The sequence below is a fragment of the Stenotrophomonas sp. STEN046 genome, from assembly GCF_056759755.1.
This window is the reverse complement of the sequence record NZ_JBRRDR010000023.1, coordinates 20,826-36,454: the sequence shown is the minus strand read 5'-3', so window position 1 is coordinate 36,454 and position 15,629 is coordinate 20,826. Positions and strand designations below refer to the sequence as shown.

Here is a 15,629-nt window from a genome sequence, read left to right as displayed (position 1 = left end):
CGGCATGGCCCGGCGCTACCGGGTTCCTGCCCTACCAGCCACCGCCCAGCGCGCGGTACAGCGCCACCCGTGCAATCGCAGCCGTGGCCTGGCTGTTGGCCAGCGCGGCCTGGTTGTCCAGCGCGATGCGCTGGGTGCTCAGTACGTCCAGCATGTCGACCACGCCGGCCTGGTACTGCCGGCGCGCCGCTCCCAGCGCGGCTTCACTCTCGTCCACCGCCACGTGCAGCTGCGCGGTGCGCTGCTGCTCGGCACTGTAGCCATCAATGGCGTCGTCCACTTCATGCCAGGCCTGCAGCACGGTGCGGCGGAACTGCAACGCCGACTGCTGCTGTTGCAGCTTGCTCAACCCGAGGTTGGCCTTCAGCCGCCCGCCCTGGAAGATCGGCACGCTGATCGAAGGCCCGATGCTGAAACGGTGCGCGTTCCAACCCTCCAGGTCATCCAGCTGCTTGGCCTGGAAGCCAGCGTCGCCAGTCAAGGTAATGCGCGGCAGGAAACTGGCCTTGGCCACGCCGATGCCGGCCGTTGCCGCATGCAGAGCCGCTTCGGCACGACGGATATCCGGGCGACGCTCGGCCAGTTCACTGGGCACGCCCACGGCGACGGTCGGCAACGCCGGCCAGTCGTGGCGCACGCGCTGCAGCTGCGCGTCCAGCGCCTGCGGCGGCTGTGCCAGCAGGAACGCCAGCGCATTGCGCAACTGCGATTCGCGATGGCGCAGCGGCGCGATGCGGGCCTGCAGCGAAGCCACCTGCGCGGCCGCGCTGGACACCTGCAGCGTGCTGGCCACGCCCTGCTGCTGGCGTGCCTCGGTCAGCCGCTTGATGTCATGCGCGATGCTGAGGTTGTCTTCGGTGATCGCCAGCAGCTGCCGCGTCGCGCGCAGCTGCAGGTAATCGCGCGCGGTTTCCGCCAGCAGCGCGATGCGCACCGCACGGGCGTCTTCTTCGGCCATCTGCACGCGCGCGTCGGCCGCCTCCACCTGGCGGCGCACGCGGCCCCACAGGTCAAGCTCCCAGCTCAGCCCGATGCCGGCCTGGAACAGCCCGTAGTCATCGCGGCCGCCGTTGCCGGACGGATCGTTCAGGCCCACTTCGCTGTTGCGGGCGCGCATGCCGCTGGCACTGGCACCGACGCTGGGCAGGCGGTCGGCGGCGCTGATGCCACGCGCGGCACGGCTCTGCTGCACGCGGTTGGCGGCCAGCTGCAGATCGAGATTGGCGTGCAGTACCTGCGTGGCAAGCTGCCCCAGCAGCGGATCGTCGAAACCGGCCCACCACGCAGCGTCCTCGTCGATCGCCGTTGCGGCAACGGCCTCACCCTGCCATAGCGCGGGCAGCTCGGCCTGCGGGCGCACGAAGTCCGGGCCCAGCGTGCAGGCACCCAGCGCCATGCACAGTGCTGCGCTGGCAATCACCCGCCGGACGTTGCCGGTCATGCGCCCTCCCCGCCGTTACGGGCCTGTTGCTGCGCATGCTGTTCCTGCTGCGCGCTGTCCAGGTCCACGCGTGCTTCAACGGACATGCCGGCACGCAGCTGGCCCAGCAGCGGCTGCCCCGGTTCCAGCACGATCTTCACCGGAATGCGCTGCACCACCTTGGTGAAGTTGCCGGTGGCGTTTTCGGGTGCGACGGCGGCGAACGTCACCCCGGTTGCCGGCGCAATGCTGTCGATATGGCCGCGCAGCGGTGTGCCGCGGAACACATCCACCTGCAGTTCCACCTGCTGGCCCGCCTGCATGCGGGTCATCTGCGTTTCCTGGAAATTGGCGACCACGAACGCCTGCTGCAGCGGCACCACCGCTGCCACCGGCGTGCCCGGGGTCAGGTACGCACCGACGCGTACCGCGCGGCGGCCGACCACGCCGTCGATCGGTGCGCGCAGGACCGTGTGCGAAAGATCCAGTTCGGCGCGCGCCTGTGCGGCTTCGGCGCGCTGCACGGCCGCCTGCGCGGCCTGCACGCCGGCGCTGAGGATGTCGGTGCGCTGGCGTGCAGTGGACAATGCCGCCTGTCCCTGTTGCAGATGCGCACCGGCCACGGCCTGCTTCGACTGCGCCTGCTGTGCGTTCTGCACGGTGCCGGCGCCATCGCGGGCCAGCGCGCGGTAACGCTGCTGGTCGGCGCTGGCCAGGGTCAGCTCGGAGCGGCTGACATCGACGCTGGCCCTGGCCTGCTCGATCAGCGAGCCCTGCTGGGCCAGCGATGCCTGCGCGGTGGCCAGCTGTGCACGGGCGTTGGCGAGATCGGCGCGTGCAGCCAGCAGGGCCACCTGGCAGTCGCGATCGTCGATGCGCGCCAGCACGTCGCCCGCCTTCACCGGCTGGTTGTCGACCACGTCCACGGTGCTGACAAAGCCGGAGATCTTCGGTGCGACCAGCGTGTAGTCGGCGACGACGTAAGCGTTGTTGGTGCGCTGCTGGCCGCCTTCGCGCAGCAGCAGCCAGGCGCCGATGGCCAGGGCCAGTACGCCCAGGCCGAGGCCGGTGTTGAGAGTGGTTCGGTTGATCGTCATGGGGGTTCCTGCAAGGGAGTCAGGCCACGGCACGTGGCGGATGGATGCGGGTGGGCATCCAGGCAATGAGCGGAATGAAGGCCAGCGCGACCAGCGCCACCAGCCAGTAGAGGTCGGCCGAGGTCAGCGCCTGCACCTGCGCATGCAGGCGCGCGCCGAGCTGCGGCCCCTCGGCCAGCCAGGGCTGCTCGCCAAGCCGGTCCACCAGTACGGTGGAATGGAAATGGCGGCGGCTCTGTGCCACGGCATCGAGCACGCCACTGGCCAGCACGGCGGCAAAGCCCTTCACCGTGTTGAACCATGCCGAGGCGAACGGACCGTCCTGCGGCGCCAGCCCGCCGGTGGCCAGCATCAGCAGCGGCAGTACCGCCATCGGCTGGGCGAATACCTGCAGCAGCTGCACCCACAGGAAGTTGTCGCGTATCCAGCTGACGTCCAGATGGGCCCCCAGCCAGCAGGCCAGCGCCAGCATCGCCAGGCCGCTGGCCTGTACCCAGCGGCAATCGACCACGCGCATGTTCAGCAGCGCTGCCACCAGCGGCAGTGCGATCACCTGCGGAAGCGCCACCCATAGCAGCATCGGCGCGGTCTGCTGCGGCCGGTAGCCCTGCACACTGGCCAGGAAGCCGGAGGGAATGGAAATCACCGCCAGCAGTACGAACAGCACGCCACCGAGAGTGATCAGCGAATAGCTGAGATTGCGGTTGGCCAGCAGCTGCAGCTTGAAGAACGGCAGCGGGTGGAACCACTCGTTGACCATGAACAGCACCAGCAGGCCGGCACCACCGCCCAGCATCACGGTGATCAGCGATGAATCGAACCAGTTCAGACGCGGTCCCTGCACCAGCCCCAGCACCAGCAGCACCAGCGCCGGCAGGCCCAGCGCCAGACCCATGCCATCGAACTGTGCGAAACGCTCCAGCCGCAACGGGTCCTGCGGCAGGCCCCAGCCGACCATCGCCATCGCCGCCAGGCAATACGGCACGATCTGCCAGAACGCCCAGTGCCAGCCCACCTGTTCGACCCAGAACGCGGCCAGGGGCGTACCCATGCTCGGCCCGAACGTGGCAGTCAGTGCATAGGCGGCCAGGCCGTACAGCTTGATGCCCGGTGGCAGGAAGCGTAGTGCCACGCTCATCAGCAGCGGTGGCAATGCGCCGCCGCACAACCCCTGCAGCGCGCGCAGCAGCAGAAAGCTCTGCAGGTTCGGGGCCAGCGGGCACAACACGCCCAGCACCATGAAGCCGCCAATCATCGCCAGCGCGAAGCGGCGCAGTGAGAAGGTGGCAGCACACCACGGTGCGAATGCCATCGCGCTGACCGACATCGCGCTGTACAGCGCGACCACCCAGCTGCCGTCATCAACACTGAAGCCCATCGCACCGCGGATATCGGCCAGCGCGACCTTGGTGATGTTTTCGTTGAAACCCGAAACCAGCACCGCCAACAGCACGCCGCACAAGCCGACCAGGATGCGGCGGTCGAGCAGGGCGGTGGCAACGGGGCGGGCAGCGGCGGCAGGGCCGGCAACGGCCTGTCCTGCGTGCATGCAATGCACTCCTGGAAGAAGGGGAGCGCAGTCTGCGCCGTACGCGGGCGCTGAAAAATGGCGTCGACGCCATTTCAGGCATGCATCAAACGCACGGATGAAGCATCACGAATGCCGCCGGCGCAACGTCCCGTCTCAGGCGCTGCGCAGGCCGGTGTCGCACAGGGTCTTGATCGCCCGCCGCAGCCACTGGTGCGCCGGGTCGTTGTCCATGCGCGGGTGCCAGGCCTGCACCAGCGCCACCGAGCGTACCGGCACCGGCAGCGGGAACATGCGCAGCGGCAGGCCCATGTGGGCGATACGGTCGAGCATCACGCTGGGCATCTGCGGCAGCACCAGATCCGAATCGGCGGCGGCGAAGATCGCGCCATGGAAGGTGGGGATGACCACGGCCACGCGGCGCTGCAGCCCCAGTGCTGCCAGTTCTTCGTCGATGGGACCATGCGCCAGGCCACGCCGCGATACTGCGATATGGTCGCAGGCGGCAAAGCGCTCGGCACTGATGTCGCCATCGAACAGCGGGTGGTCCTCGCGCGCCGCACCCAGCAGCGAGGTGGTGAACAGGTTCTGCACCTTGGTATCGGGTGCGTGCCTGCCGGCCGTGCTGATGTACAGGTCGATCCGCCCCTGCACCATCGCATCGTCATCGGTATCGCCTTCAGGCACGAACCGCAGCATGCAGTGCGGTGCCTGCTGGCGGAACACCTCGCGCAGGCGGCCGCCGAAGCTGCCGATGAACACATCGTTGGCGCGGATGCTGAAGGTGCGCTGCAGCGTGGCGATGTCGACTTCGCGGCCGGCATTGAACACCCGGTGCGCCTGTTCGATCACATCACGCACCTGCTCGCGCAGCTCCAGCGCGCGCGGGGTGGGGGCCAGGCCACGGCCGGCGCGCACCAGCACAGGGTCACCCAGTGCTACCCGCACCCGCCCGAGCGTGCGGCTCATGGCCGGCGCGCTCAGGTTCATCCGCCGGGCAGCGGCAGCCACGCTGCATTCGTCGATCAGCACATCCAGCGCCAGCAACAGGTTCAGGTCCGGCAAGGGCATGGCAGTCTCCCGCAAATGAGGTGACTTTACGGCAATCCAGACGCTTATCAGTTGCGTTGAACGCATGCATTGACTGCGGCGCACGGCATGGGTGCGCGCGGCGACATCGGCGACCATCGCTGCCCTGTCACGGAGATTTGCATGTTCAACACCCTGCTGGTCGCCATCGATGGCGGCCCCCAGCACGACCGTGTGCTGGACCTGGCGGCCGCGCTGGCCGGCCCACGCAGCCGCCTGCACCTGCTGTGCGTGCTGGACCCCGAATTCGCACTGCCTGCCGGTGCCAGTGACGCCGACCGGCGCGAGTACCCCGCCGCGGCCCGGCAGCGCGCACACGCCGAGGCAGTGCTGGCCGACGCCCTGGCCGACCTGCGCGAACGCGGCGTGGATGCGATCGCGCAGCTGCCCAGCGGTGATCCGGGTGAGGTGATCAGCGCGCACGCGCGGCAGCTCGGTGCCGACCTGATCGTGATCGGCCACCGCCACCTGACACGCCTGCAGCGCCTGTTCGAGCCATCGGTGGGGCAATGGACCCTCGACCACGCGCCCTGCCCGGTGCTGGTGGAAACCCGCAGCAGCTGAGCTGCCCGCCCGCGTAGATGCCAACCTTGGTTGGCATCGCGCGCCCGGGTTCGCCTCAGCAGTCGATGGTGCCGTGCGTGCCGCCTTCGTCGTCCAGCACATGCGCGTGCAGGGTGACCTGGTTGCGGCCGGCGCGCTTTGCCGCGTACAGGCCTGCATCGGCATCGGCCAGCAACTGGTCGGCACTGGCCAGCGCCGGTGGGTGCAGATAGCCCACGCCAACACTGATGCTGACCGAGCCTTCCGGCAATGGCAGCGCTTCCACCGCCTCGCGCAGGCGCTCGGCCAGCGCCAGCACCCCCGACAACGGGCTGCCCGGCACGATCACCGCGAACTCCTCGCCGCCATAACGCGCCACGCTGTCGGCCGCGCGCCCGGCGGTGCTCTGCAGCACCATGGCCACGGCCTGCAGGCAGCGGTCGCCGGCCGGATGGCCATGCTCATCGTTGAATGCCTTGAAGTGGTCGATGTCCACCAGCAGCAGCGCCAGTTCGCTGCCACTGCGACGGGCGCGATTCCATTCGGCCACCAGCAGGGTGTCGAACTCGCGGCGGTTGGCCACCCCGGTCAGGCCATCGCGCCGCGCCAGCTGGTCCAGCCCGGCCTGGCGTTCCAGCAGGTCCATCTGCAGCAGCGTGCTGCGCAGGCTGAAGCCCAGCGTGGCCACCACGAAGCCGGTCACCGCCAGCGGGCGGGCGTGGTCAACCACCAGGGTGCCGAGCACCAGCAGCAGCAACGGCAGGATGATCGGCCCGCCCGCCTGCACCAGCCGCGACAGCCGTGGGTGCAGCACGAACCCTGGTGCGGGTGCCTGGCGCAGCGCCATCACCGCCAGCAGCAGGAACGGCACGTCGATCAGCAGGTCGTTGTAGGCGCCAAAGGACTGCTCGGCGGTGTAGTGGTTGATGTAGTACGCCACCAGCAGGTAGGCCAGCGCATACAGCGCCAGCGCCCGGAAGAAACTGCGCCGCTCGGGCACGTCGCCGGCCAGCCAGCGCACCACGGCGAAGGCGGCGATGCACAGGTTCTGGATGTCGAACATGCGCTGCATGTTGGCCATCGCCTGGCCGTCGATGTCGATGCGGTCGGCGAAGGACTGGGTATGCACGAAGAACAGCACGCCCAGCAGCGCGGCCATCACCCCGTCGATCAGGCTGATGCTCCAGCGCTCGCGGCGCGCCCGGGCCAGGATGAACACCAGCGGTACCCCATACACCACATACAGCAGCAGGCTGGCACGCGGGGTGATGTCGGGGCGGTCGGCGCTGAGTGCATCCAGCATGTTGAAGCCCATGCCGCCGGCCCACAGCAGCAGGGCCAGGGCGGTGGCCCGCCAGCCCAGCGCCGCGCGGTCACGCTGCCCCCGCCACAGGCAGGTCGCAGCGGCCAGCAGCGGCGCGGCGGTCAGGAAAGCAAACGATCCCGCACCGGCCGTCCCCGGCCAGAACGCCACGACCAGCCCGTGGCAGACCACATACAGCAGTGCCAGCACAACCGGCATGCATCCCCCGTCCGCAAGGCCGTATGCGCGCACGATAGCGCGCCTCGCCGCCACGGTGGCGTGATCCACTTTGGAAAATCCGCGACGGTGGCAGCGGTCTCGTGGGACGGTTGCCCGGCGACGCTCGCAGGCCCGCCGGGAAGCCGCTGGGCAGCCGCGACCTGTAAAATGCGCGGATTCCTCCCCATTCTGGCGAGCGCGTCCGCGTTGGCCGCCCCAAGAACCCGTGAAAACCCCTGAAGGACTGCGCGCCCTGATCGACGACGGCGTGATCGATGAAGTGCTACGCCCGCTCAAGAGCGGCAAGGAAGCGGCCGTGTACGTGGTACGCAGCGGCAACGAGGTGCGCTGCGCGAAGGTCTACAAGGACATGGCCCAGCGCAGCTTCCAGCAGCGCGTGCAGTACCAGGAAGGCCGCAAGGTGCGCGGCAGCCGCGAGGCGCGTGCGGTGGGCAAGGCCAGCAAGTACGGCCGCAAGCAGCAGGAAGCGGCCTGGAAGAACACCGAGGTGGACGCGCTGTACCAGTTGCGCGATGCCGGGGTGCGCGTGCCCGAGCCGTTCGGTTACTACCACGGCGTGCTGGTGATGGAGCTGGTCACCGATGCCGACGGTTTCTCCGCCGCGCGCCTGGGCGAGGTGGAGCTGGAGCCCGAGCAGGCCCGCCAGTTCCACCAGACCCTGGTCCGCCAGGTGGTGCGCATGCTGTGCTGCGGCCTGATCCATGGCGATCTCTCGCCGTACAACGTGCTGGTCGGTCCCGATGGCCCAGTGGTGATCGATTTCCCCCAGGTGGTCAGTGCAGGCGGCAACAACGCCGCGCGCAGCATGCTGCTGCGGGATGTCAACAACCTCACCGCCTACCTGGGCCGTTTCGCACCCGAACTGCTGGACAGCTGGTATGGCGAGGAAATGTGGGCGCTGTTCGAGGCGGGCAGCCTGCTGCCGGACAGTGCGCTCACCGGCACCTTCGTGCACGATGAATCCACCGTCGACCTGGACAGCGTGCGCCACGCCATCAACGATGCGCGCGAAGAAGCCCTGATCCGCCAGCAGGGCCGCGAAGCGGCGGAAGAAGCCGACGACGCGTAAGCGCCACGCCAAGCGTGGCGACTCTACGGAACGGGCAGCCGAGCATGGGCTCGGCGCTACGGGGTCAGGCCTTCAGCGCGCGGGCGTGGTGGGCGATGTGCTCGCCGATGAAGCTGGCAATGAAGTAGTAGCTGTGGTCGTACCCGGGCTGCAGGCGCAGCGTCAGCGGGTGGGCGGCGGCATCGCAGGCCTGCTGCAGGCGTTGCGGCTGCAGCTGGCTTTCCAGGAATTCGTCGGCCTGGCCCTGGTCGACCAGCAACGGCAGGCGTTCGCTGGCAGCAGCCACCAGCGCGCACGCGTCCCACTGCGCCCAATCGGCCGGGTTGTCGCCCAGATACGCGTGGAAGGCCTTCTGTCCCCACGGTACGTGGCTGGGCGCGACGATCGGCGAGAACGCCGACACGCTGCGGTAGCGTCCCGCGTTGCGCAGCGCGATCACCAGGGCGCCATGCCCGCCCATCGAATGCCCGCTGATCGCGCGCGCATCGGTTGCAGGAAGGTGGGCTTCGATCAGTGCCGGCAGCTCCTGCGCGATGTAGTCGTGCATGCGGTAGTGCTTCGCCCACGGCGCACGGGTGGCGTTGAGATAGAAGCCGGCGCCCTTGCCCAGGTCGTAGCCCTCGGCATCGGCCACCTCATCGCCGCGCGGGCTGGTATCAGGTGCGACCAGGATCACCCCGTGCTCGGCGGCGTACTGCTGCGCGCCCGCCTTGGTGATGAAATTCTGCTCGGTGCAGGTCAGCCCGCTCAGCCAGTACAGCACCGGCAGCTTCCAGGTTTCCGCCTGCGGCGGCAGGTACACGGCGAACTGCATGTCGCAGCCCAGCGTGGTCGAATGATGTCGGTAGACGTCCTGCCAGCCACCGAAGCAGGCGCGATGTTCAATGCGTTCCATCGGATTCCTCCAAGGGGCGGCAGGCGCGGGGCCTGCCACCCGGCGTGGCTCAGTAGTGGACGACCGAACGGATCGACTTGCCTTCATGCATCAGGTCAAAGGCTTCGTTGATCTTGTCCAGGTCCATGGTGTGGGTGACGAACGGGGCCAGCTCGATATCGCCCTTCATCGCGTCTTCCACCATGCCCGGCAGCTGGCTGCGGCCCTTCACGCCACCAAAGGCGGTGCCCATCCACTTGCGGCCGGTGACCAGCTGGAACGGACGGGTGGAGATTTCCTGGCCCGAACCGGCCACGCCGATCACCACGCTCTGGCCCCAGCCGCGATGCGCGCATTCCAGCGCCGCGCGCATCACATTGACGTTGCCGATGCACTCGAAGCTGTGGTCCACGCCCCAGGTGGTCATTTCAACGATGACCTGCTGGATCGGCTTGTCGAAGTCCTTGGGGTTGATGCAGTCGGTGGCACCGAATTCACGCGCCAGTTCAAACTTGGACGGGTTGGTGTCCACCGCGATGATGCGGCCGGCCTTGGCCTGGCGCGCGCCCTGGATGACGGCCAGGCCGATGCCGCCCAGCCCGAACACCGCCACGCTGTCGCCTTCGGCAACCTTGGCGGTGTTGTGCACCGCGCCGATGCCGGTGGTGACGCCACAGCCGAGCAGGCAGACGTGTTCCGGGTTCGCTTCCGGATTGATCTTCGCCAGCGACACTTCGGCAACCACGGTGTACTCGCTGAAGGTCGAACAGCCCATGTAGTGGTAGATCGGCTCGCCGTTGTAGCTGAAGCGGCTGGTGCCATCGGGCATCACGCCCTTGCCCTGGGTGGCACGCACGGCCACGCACAGGTTGGTCTTGCCGCTCTTGCAGAACAGGCATTCGCCGCACTCGGCGGTGTACAGCGGAATCACGTGGTCGCCCGGCTTGACGCTGGTCACGCCCTCGCCCACTTCGACCACGATGCCCGCGCCTTCGTGGCCGAGCACCACCGGGAACAGGCCTTCCGGATCATCGCCAGACAGGGTGAACGCATCGGTATGGCAGACACCGGTGTGGGTGATCTTGACCAGCACTTCGCCGGCCTTCGGCGGGGCGACGTCGATCTCGACGATCTGCAGCGGCTGGCCGGGACCAAAGGCGACGGCGGCACGGGACTTCATGGTGAACTCTCCAGAAACGTAAGGAAAACAGGATGCACGGCGCGGTGTTGCGCCATCGTTTATTTCAGGTATGAGCGGATCAACGCGCTCATGTCGCGCACACGTTCGGCGCGTTGTTCATCGGACGCGGCCGGCTGCCCGAACTCCTCACGCAGATGCGCCTCCATCACCTCGGACATCAGGCCATTGACCGCACCACGGATCGCGGCGATCTGCTGCAGCACCGGCCCGCAGTCGGCGCCGGCTTCCAGCGCGCGGTCCAGCGCATCGCACTGGCCACGGATGCGGCGCACGCGGGCCAGGACCTTCTTTTTTTCTTCGGGGGAGTGCGGCATGGCGAGGCCACCTCGGAACTATACTGGGGGATAGTATACACAGACCCTGCCCGGTCGCCATTCACGCAGGCTCAGTCGAACACGCCCTGGCCGGACAGCCGGGTCAGTTCGTCCACCACGTAACGCACCTTCGGCCGCAGGTGGCGCGTGGGCGGCCACAGCGCGTGGATGTCGATATGCCGCTGCATGTGGTCATCCAACACCGATTGCAGCGCACCGGAATCCAGGTGACGGCGCAGCAGCGAGATCGGCATCTGGCAGATGCCCAAGCCGGCGATGGCCCCTTCGATCACCGCATCGCCATCGTTGAGCTGGTAGGTCGCATTGGGGATGAAGCTGCCCTCTGCGTCGTCGCGGCCGACACGCCACGCGACCGGCTGGCCGTGGCGGAAGCCGACGATGCTGCGGTGCTGGGCCAGTTCCTGCACCGTACGCGGCACGCCATGGGCCTGCAGATAATCCGGCGAGGCGCAGGTGACCAGGCGCTGGCGGCCGAGCTGCCGGGCCACCAGGTGTTCGGCCTGGTGCAGGCCGCCAAAGCGGATCAGCAGATCGATGCCCTCCTCCACCGGATCGACGAAATGGTCGGTGAAGGTCATCGTCAGCTGCAGGTCCGGGTACTGCCGGCACAGCCGCAGCAGCACCGGCAGCACCACCAGCCGCCCGAACGAGGACGGCATGTCGATGCGCAGCCGCCCGCTGGGCAGGCCGGCCGAGCCCAGGCAGGCCTCAGCGGCGGAAATCTCTTCCAGCGCCGCCGCACACGAGGCGTAGTACGCCTCGCCGTCGGTGGTCAGTGCGATGCGCCGCGTGGTGCGATGGAACAGGCGCACGCCCAGCCGTGATTCCAGCCGGGCGATGGCCTTGCCCACCGCCGAGCGCGAGATGCCCAGTGCATCGGCCGCTTCAGTGAAGCTGCCCGAGCGCGCGGTGGTCACGAAGGTCACCAGGCCGTTCAAGGATTCCAGTGGCAGCATGCTTGCATCTCCATTGGGGACAAATAGTCCCGCAGCAGGGGAAATCGAACCGCTTTATATGCCCGCATGTCAACTCCATCCTGTAGGCATCGCGCCACTGGTGCCCTCCCCGCTTGAGATGACTGCCATGACTTCCCCCCTCTTCCACCCCTACGACCTGGCCGGAACGCCGCTGCGCAACCGTCTTGCGATGGCGCCGATGACCCGCGCCCGCAACCCCGGTTCAGTGGCCAATGCACTCACCGCGCAGTACTACCGGCAGCGCGCCAGCGCCGGCCTGATCATCAGTGAAGGCACGCCGGTGTCGCCACAGGGCCAGGGCTATATCGACGTGCCGGGCATCTGGTCGGCCGAGCAGGTCGCCGGCTGGAAGCAGGTCACCGAGGCTGTGCATGCCGAACAGGGCGCGATCTTTGCCCAGCTGTGGCACGTGGGCCGCATGTCGCATGCCTCGCTGCAGCCCGAGGGCGGACAGCCGGTCAGCGCCGGCACGCGCGCGGTGGCCAGTGGTCCCGGCAACAGCGCCTTCGTGTATCTGCACGATGGCAGCCGCGGGCATGCCGATCCGACGCCACCGCGCGCCCTGCGCACCGACGAAGTTCCCGGCATCGTCAGCGACTTCGTGCGCGGCGCGGAAAACGCGATGGCCGCCGGCTTCGATGGCATCGAACTGCACGCGGCCAACGGTTACCTGTTCGAGCAGTTCCTCAACCCGGTCATCAATGATCGGCAGGACCTCTACGGCGGCTCGCTGCGCAACCGCGCGCGGTTGATCCTGGACACCGTGGATGCGATGGCGCAGCGCATCGGCGCGCATCGCATCGGTGTGCGCCTGGCACCGAACAGCCAGGTCTTCGACATGCCGGTCTATGCCGAGAACGAAGCAACCTACCTGTACCTGGCCGAGGAACTGGGCAAGCGCGGGCTGGCGTATGTGCATCTGAACGACAACTACCTGCGCGGCGCACCGGTGGTCGGCGAGGCGTTCCTCAAGGCCTTCAAGCAGGCCTACGGCGGCACGGTGATCCTGGCCGGCGGCATGACCCGCGAACGCGCGCTGCGCCTGGTCGGCGAAGGCACCATCGATATCGCGGCCTTCGGTCAACCGTTCATCGCCAACCCGGACCTGGTCGAGCGTCTGCAGCAGGACATCGCGCTGGCCGCGCCGGATCGCGACACCTACTACGGTGGTGGCGAAGCAGGCTATCTCGACTACCCGCGCGCGCAGTAGAGCCACGCCATGCGTGGATGCGGGCGTACACTGCCTGCCCGCATCCACTGAAACCCACCATGGATACGCCCACCGCATCGTTCATCGTCAACCTCGACGTCCCCGATCTCGCGGCAGCCGAAACCTTCTACACGGCAGCCTTCGGCCTGCGGATCGGCCGCCGTCTCGGGCCGGGCGCCGTCGAACTGCTCGGCGGCCCCACGCCGCTGTACCTGCTGCAGAACGAGGCTGGCAGCGCGGCCACCGGAGACGGCGACGTACGCGACTACGAACGCCACTGGACGCCGCTGCACCTGGACTGGGTGGTGGATGACATCGAGGCCGCGTTGGAACGCGCGGTCGCGGCCGGCGCGACGCTCGAACAATCCGTGCGCGAGCGTCGCTGGGGCCGCATCGCCGTGCTCGCCGATCCTTTCGGACATGGCTTCTGCCTGATCCGGTTCAGCGGCGAGGGATACGACGCGCTGGTGGAATGAGTTCCTCGCCGCCGCGGGCTCACCGTTGTTTTGATGGCATCGCGCAGCGGGAGCCATCCACGCGTGGCGTGGATCTACTGCACGGTGCCACCCGGGTATGAGGTGGTGTGGTTCAGTAGACCCACGCCATGCGTGGATGCGACCCACCCCGCTTCACTCGCGCAGCATATCCACGAACGCGCGCAGCGCACCCGGCATCTGTCGCTGCTTCGGGTAGTACAACGCAAACCCCGCGAACGGTTCGCTCCAGTCTTCCAGCACCGCCACCATCTGCCCCGAATCGATGTACGGCCGCGCGGTGTCTTCCAGCACATAGGCCAGGCCGATGCCATCGAGCACGGCACTGACCACGGTCCCCTGCTCGCCCAGGGTCAGCCGGCCGGGTACATCGATTTCCAGCGCCAGCCCTTCGCGTTCGAACTGCCACTTGTACAGATGACCGCTGGCGAAGCGGAAACGGATGCATTCGTGCATGGCAAGGTCACGCGGGTGCTGTGGTGCGGGCCGCCGCCGCAGGTACTCCGGCGCGCCAACGATCAGGCCGCGCAGCGGCGGGCCCATCGGCACCGCCACCATGTCCTCGGGCACGAACTCATGCAGGCGCACACCGGCGTCGTAGCCCTCGGCGACAATGTCGACCAGGCCATCGTTTTCGGTCAGTTCCACGCGGATGTCCGGATGCGCGTGCAGGAAGCGCGCCAGCCGCGGTCCCAGCTGGGTCGGCACTGCCGCACGCGTGGCGTTGATGCGCAGCAGTCCCGCCGGTGCGGCACGGAACTGGTTCATCTCCTCCAGCGCGTCATGCACCTGGCCCAGCGCCGGCTGCAGGCGTTCCAGAAGGCGCTGGCCGGCCTCGGTCAGGGCCACGCTGCGGGTGGTACGGTGGAACAGCCCCACCCCCAGCCGCTCTTCCAGCGCGCGGATCGCATAGCTCACCGCCGAGGTCGACAGGGCCAGCTCGGCGCCGGCGCGACGGAAGCTGCGGTGGCGGGCAACCGCCGCGAAGGCGGCCAGGTGCGAGAGATTGTCAGTGGCCATGATTGTGCAGTCTGCCTTGATGAATCATGCCGATATCCGGGCTTCTTACCCCGGGTTACGGCGCGTATTGTAAAACGCCTTTCGACAAACCCGCCAAGGATTCCCCATGTCCCTCGCCCGTGGTTACGCCGCCCATACCCATACCGACCCGCTGGTGCCCTTCGAGTTCGAGCGCCGCGCCGTCGGCCCGAACGACGTGCGCATCGAGATCCTCTACAGCGGCATCTGCCATTCGGACCTGCACCAGGCCCGTGATGACTGGGGTGGCTCGATCTACCCGATGGTGCCGGGCCACGAGATCATCGGCCGGGTCACCGAAGTCGGCAGCGAGGTCACCCGTTTCAAGGTGGGCGACCATGCCGGCGTCGGCTGCATGGTCGATTCCTGCCGCCATTGCGATGCCTGCGAACACGACCTGGAACAGTACTGCGCCGAGGGTGCGACCTGGACCTACAACGGCCGCGAGCGCGCGGACGGTGCACCGACCTACGGTGGCTATTCCGACCACGTGGTGGTCGAGCAGCGCTTCGTGGTCAAGGTGTCCGAATCGCTCGACCTGAAGGCCGCCGCGCCGCTGCTGTGCGCTGGCATCACCACCTGGTCGCCGCTGCGCCACTGGAAGGTCGGTCCCGGCCAGAAGGTCGGCGTGATCGGCCTGGGTGGCCTCGGCCACATGGGCGTGAAGTTCGCCAAGGCGCTGGGCGCGCACGTGGTGATGATCACCACCACCCCGGAAAAGGGTGCCGACGCCAAGCGCCTGGGCGCCGACGAAGTGCTGGTCTCGCGCGATGCCGCGCAGATGAAGGCGCACGCTGGCAGCTTCGACTTCCTGCTCAACACCATCCCGGTCGGTCATGACACCAACCCGTACATGGGTCTGCTCAAGCGCGAAGCCACCATGTGCCTGGTCGGCGTACTGACCGAACTGGACCCGCCGCTGACCGGCGGCAGCGTGATCTTCGGCCGCAAGCACCTGACCGGCTCGGCGATCGGCGGCATGGCCGAGACCCAGGAAATGATGGACTTCTGTGCCGAGCACGGCATCGTCAGCGACGTGGAGATGATCGACATCAAGAACGTCAACGAAGCCTGGGAGCGCATGGCCAGGAACGATGTGCGCTATCGCTTCGTGATCGACATGGCGACGATGAAGAACGCCGCCTGATCGATCGGTGGCAGTGAAGGAAGAACCCCGGCCTGGCCGGGGTTTTTCGTTTGCGTTGCACGGC

At 67.9% G+C, this 15,629-nt stretch carries 15 protein-coding genes; 5 read left to right on the top strand and 10 right to left on the bottom strand.

Annotated elements, in window-relative coordinates:
- Positions 1-31: 31 nt before the first annotated feature.
- The 4 genes from ACVOLJ_RS12225 to ACVOLJ_RS12210 form a co-directional block, all read right to left on the bottom strand.
- A complete protein-coding gene (locus tag ACVOLJ_RS12225) occupies positions 32-1,441 on the bottom strand; it encodes an efflux transporter outer membrane subunit (RefSeq protein ID WP_475278259.1) in 1,410 nt (469 codons plus the stop codon).
- Positions 1,438-2,517: an HlyD family secretion protein gene (locus ACVOLJ_RS12220; protein ID WP_481564232.1), complete on the bottom strand. Its 1,080-nt coding sequence runs from the start codon at positions 2,515-2,517 to the stop codon at positions 1,438-1,440. The genes ACVOLJ_RS12225 and ACVOLJ_RS12220 overlap by 4 nt, the downstream gene beginning before the upstream one ends.
- Before the next feature lie 19 nt (positions 2,518-2,536).
- The gene (locus ACVOLJ_RS12215; protein WP_475278261.1) at positions 2,537-4,066 is read right to left on the bottom strand and encodes an MFS transporter; all 1,530 of its coding nucleotides are present in this window, start codon (positions 4,064-4,066) and stop codon (positions 2,537-2,539) included.
- Between the two features lie 135 nt (positions 4,067-4,201).
- A complete protein-coding gene (locus ACVOLJ_RS12210) occupies positions 4,202-5,116 on the bottom strand; it encodes a LysR family transcriptional regulator (RefSeq protein WP_475278262.1) in 915 nt (304 codons plus the stop codon).
- Positions 5,117-5,257: 141 nt separating this feature from the next.
- Between ACVOLJ_RS12210 and ACVOLJ_RS12205 the strand changes: the two genes are divergently transcribed.
- Positions 5,258-5,698 (top strand): universal stress protein, encoded by a 441-nt coding sequence (locus tag ACVOLJ_RS12205; protein WP_475278263.1) that lies wholly within the window; start codon positions 5,258-5,260, stop codon positions 5,696-5,698.
- A gap of 55 nt (positions 5,699-5,753) precedes the next feature.
- Here the strand turns inward: ACVOLJ_RS12205 and ACVOLJ_RS12200 are convergent, their stop codons facing one another.
- Positions 5,754-7,199 (bottom strand): GGDEF domain-containing protein, encoded by a 1,446-nt coding sequence (locus ACVOLJ_RS12200; RefSeq protein WP_475278264.1) that lies wholly within the window; start codon positions 7,197-7,199, stop codon positions 5,754-5,756.
- A gap of 226 nt (positions 7,200-7,425) precedes the next feature.
- Here ACVOLJ_RS12200 and ACVOLJ_RS12195 point away from each other — a divergent pair, with 226 nt between their 5' ends.
- Positions 7,426-8,289, top strand: a complete 864-nt coding sequence (locus ACVOLJ_RS12195) for a PA4780 family RIO1-like protein kinase (protein WP_475278265.1) — start codon at positions 7,426-7,428, stop codon at positions 8,287-8,289.
- A 64-nt stretch (positions 8,290-8,353) separates the two neighbouring features.
- On the opposite strand, the gene fghA is transcribed toward ACVOLJ_RS12195, so the two are convergent.
- The 4 genes from fghA to ACVOLJ_RS12175 form a co-directional block, all read right to left on the bottom strand.
- Positions 8,354-9,184, bottom strand: a complete 831-nt coding sequence (gene fghA, locus ACVOLJ_RS12190; protein ID WP_481564231.1) for an S-formylglutathione hydrolase — start codon at positions 9,182-9,184, stop codon at positions 8,354-8,356.
- 49 nt (positions 9,185-9,233) lie between these two features.
- A complete protein-coding gene (locus ACVOLJ_RS12185) occupies positions 9,234-10,343 on the bottom strand; it encodes an S-(hydroxymethyl)glutathione dehydrogenase/class III alcohol dehydrogenase (RefSeq protein ID WP_475278267.1) in 1,110 nt (369 codons plus the stop codon).
- Between the two features lie 59 nt (positions 10,344-10,402).
- On the bottom strand, positions 10,403-10,678 hold the full coding sequence (frmR, locus tag ACVOLJ_RS12180; protein WP_005411009.1) for a formaldehyde-responsive transcriptional repressor FrmR: 276 nt from the start codon (positions 10,676-10,678) through the stop codon (positions 10,403-10,405).
- A 71-nt stretch (positions 10,679-10,749) separates the two neighbouring features.
- Complete coding sequence (locus ACVOLJ_RS12175; RefSeq protein WP_475278268.1) at positions 10,750-11,655, bottom strand: LysR family transcriptional regulator; 906 nt, start codon at positions 11,653-11,655, stop codon at positions 10,750-10,752.
- A 127-nt stretch (positions 11,656-11,782) separates the two neighbouring features.
- Between ACVOLJ_RS12175 and ACVOLJ_RS12170 the strand changes: the two genes are divergently transcribed.
- Both ACVOLJ_RS12170 and ACVOLJ_RS12165 read left to right on the top strand, forming a co-directional pair.
- On the top strand, positions 11,783-12,886 hold the full coding sequence (locus ACVOLJ_RS12170) for an alkene reductase (RefSeq protein ID WP_481564230.1): 1,104 nt from the start codon (positions 11,783-11,785) through the stop codon (positions 12,884-12,886).
- Positions 12,887-12,945: 59 nt separating this feature from the next.
- Positions 12,946-13,362, top strand: coding sequence for a VOC family protein (locus ACVOLJ_RS12165; protein ID WP_475278270.1), 417 nt, complete (start codon positions 12,946-12,948; stop codon positions 13,360-13,362).
- Between the two features lie 153 nt (positions 13,363-13,515).
- Here the strand turns inward: ACVOLJ_RS12165 and ACVOLJ_RS12160 are convergent, their stop codons facing one another.
- Positions 13,516-14,400, bottom strand: a complete 885-nt coding sequence (locus ACVOLJ_RS12160) for a LysR family transcriptional regulator (RefSeq protein ID WP_475278271.1) — start codon at positions 14,398-14,400, stop codon at positions 13,516-13,518.
- 106 nt (positions 14,401-14,506) lie between these two features.
- Between ACVOLJ_RS12160 and ACVOLJ_RS12155 the strand changes: the two genes are divergently transcribed.
- Positions 14,507-15,565 (top strand): NAD(P)-dependent alcohol dehydrogenase, encoded by a 1,059-nt coding sequence (locus ACVOLJ_RS12155; RefSeq protein WP_475278272.1) that lies wholly within the window; start codon positions 14,507-14,509, stop codon positions 15,563-15,565.
- Positions 15,566-15,629: the final 64 nt, after the last annotated feature.

Excerpts from the sequence above, each read along its gene's own strand:
- ACVOLJ_RS12215 (WP_475278261.1), bottom strand. The coding sequence starts at position 4,066 with ATGCACGCAGGACAGGCCGTTGCCGGCCCTGCCGCCGCTGCCCGCCCC.
- ACVOLJ_RS12210 (WP_475278262.1), bottom strand. The coding sequence starts at position 5,116 with ATGCCCTTGCCGGACCTGAACCTGTTGCTGGCGCTGGATGTGCTGATC.
- ACVOLJ_RS12220 (WP_481564232.1), bottom strand. The coding sequence starts at position 2,517 with ATGACGATCAACCGAACCACTCTCAACACCGGCCTCGGCCTGGGCGTA.
- ACVOLJ_RS12160 (WP_475278271.1), bottom strand. The coding sequence starts at position 14,400 with ATGGCCACTGACAATCTCTCGCACCTGGCCGCCTTCGCGGCGGTTGCC.
- ACVOLJ_RS12155 (WP_475278272.1), top strand. The coding sequence starts at position 14,507 with ATGTCCCTCGCCCGTGGTTACGCCGCCCATACCCATACCGACCCGCTG.
- frmR (WP_005411009.1), bottom strand. The coding sequence starts at position 10,678 with ATGCCGCACTCCCCCGAAGAAAAAAAGAAGGTCCTGGCCCGCGTGCGC.
- ACVOLJ_RS12170 (WP_481564230.1), top strand. The coding sequence starts at position 11,783 with ATGACTTCCCCCCTCTTCCACCCCTACGACCTGGCCGGAACGCCGCTG.
- ACVOLJ_RS12175 (WP_475278268.1), bottom strand. The coding sequence starts at position 11,655 with ATGCTGCCACTGGAATCCTTGAACGGCCTGGTGACCTTCGTGACCACC.
- ACVOLJ_RS12185 (WP_475278267.1), bottom strand. The coding sequence starts at position 10,343 with ATGAAGTCCCGTGCCGCCGTCGCCTTTGGTCCCGGCCAGCCGCTGCAG.
- ACVOLJ_RS12205 (WP_475278263.1), top strand. The coding sequence starts at position 5,258 with ATGTTCAACACCCTGCTGGTCGCCATCGATGGCGGCCCCCAGCACGAC.
- ACVOLJ_RS12165 (WP_475278270.1), top strand. The coding sequence starts at position 12,946 with ATGGATACGCCCACCGCATCGTTCATCGTCAACCTCGACGTCCCCGAT.
- ACVOLJ_RS12225 (WP_475278259.1), bottom strand. The coding sequence starts at position 1,441 with ATGACCGGCAACGTCCGGCGGGTGATTGCCAGCGCAGCACTGTGCATG.
- ACVOLJ_RS12200 (WP_475278264.1), bottom strand. The coding sequence starts at position 7,199 with ATGCCGGTTGTGCTGGCACTGCTGTATGTGGTCTGCCACGGGCTGGTC.
- fghA (WP_481564231.1), bottom strand. The coding sequence starts at position 9,184 with ATGGAACGCATTGAACATCGCGCCTGCTTCGGTGGCTGGCAGGACGTC.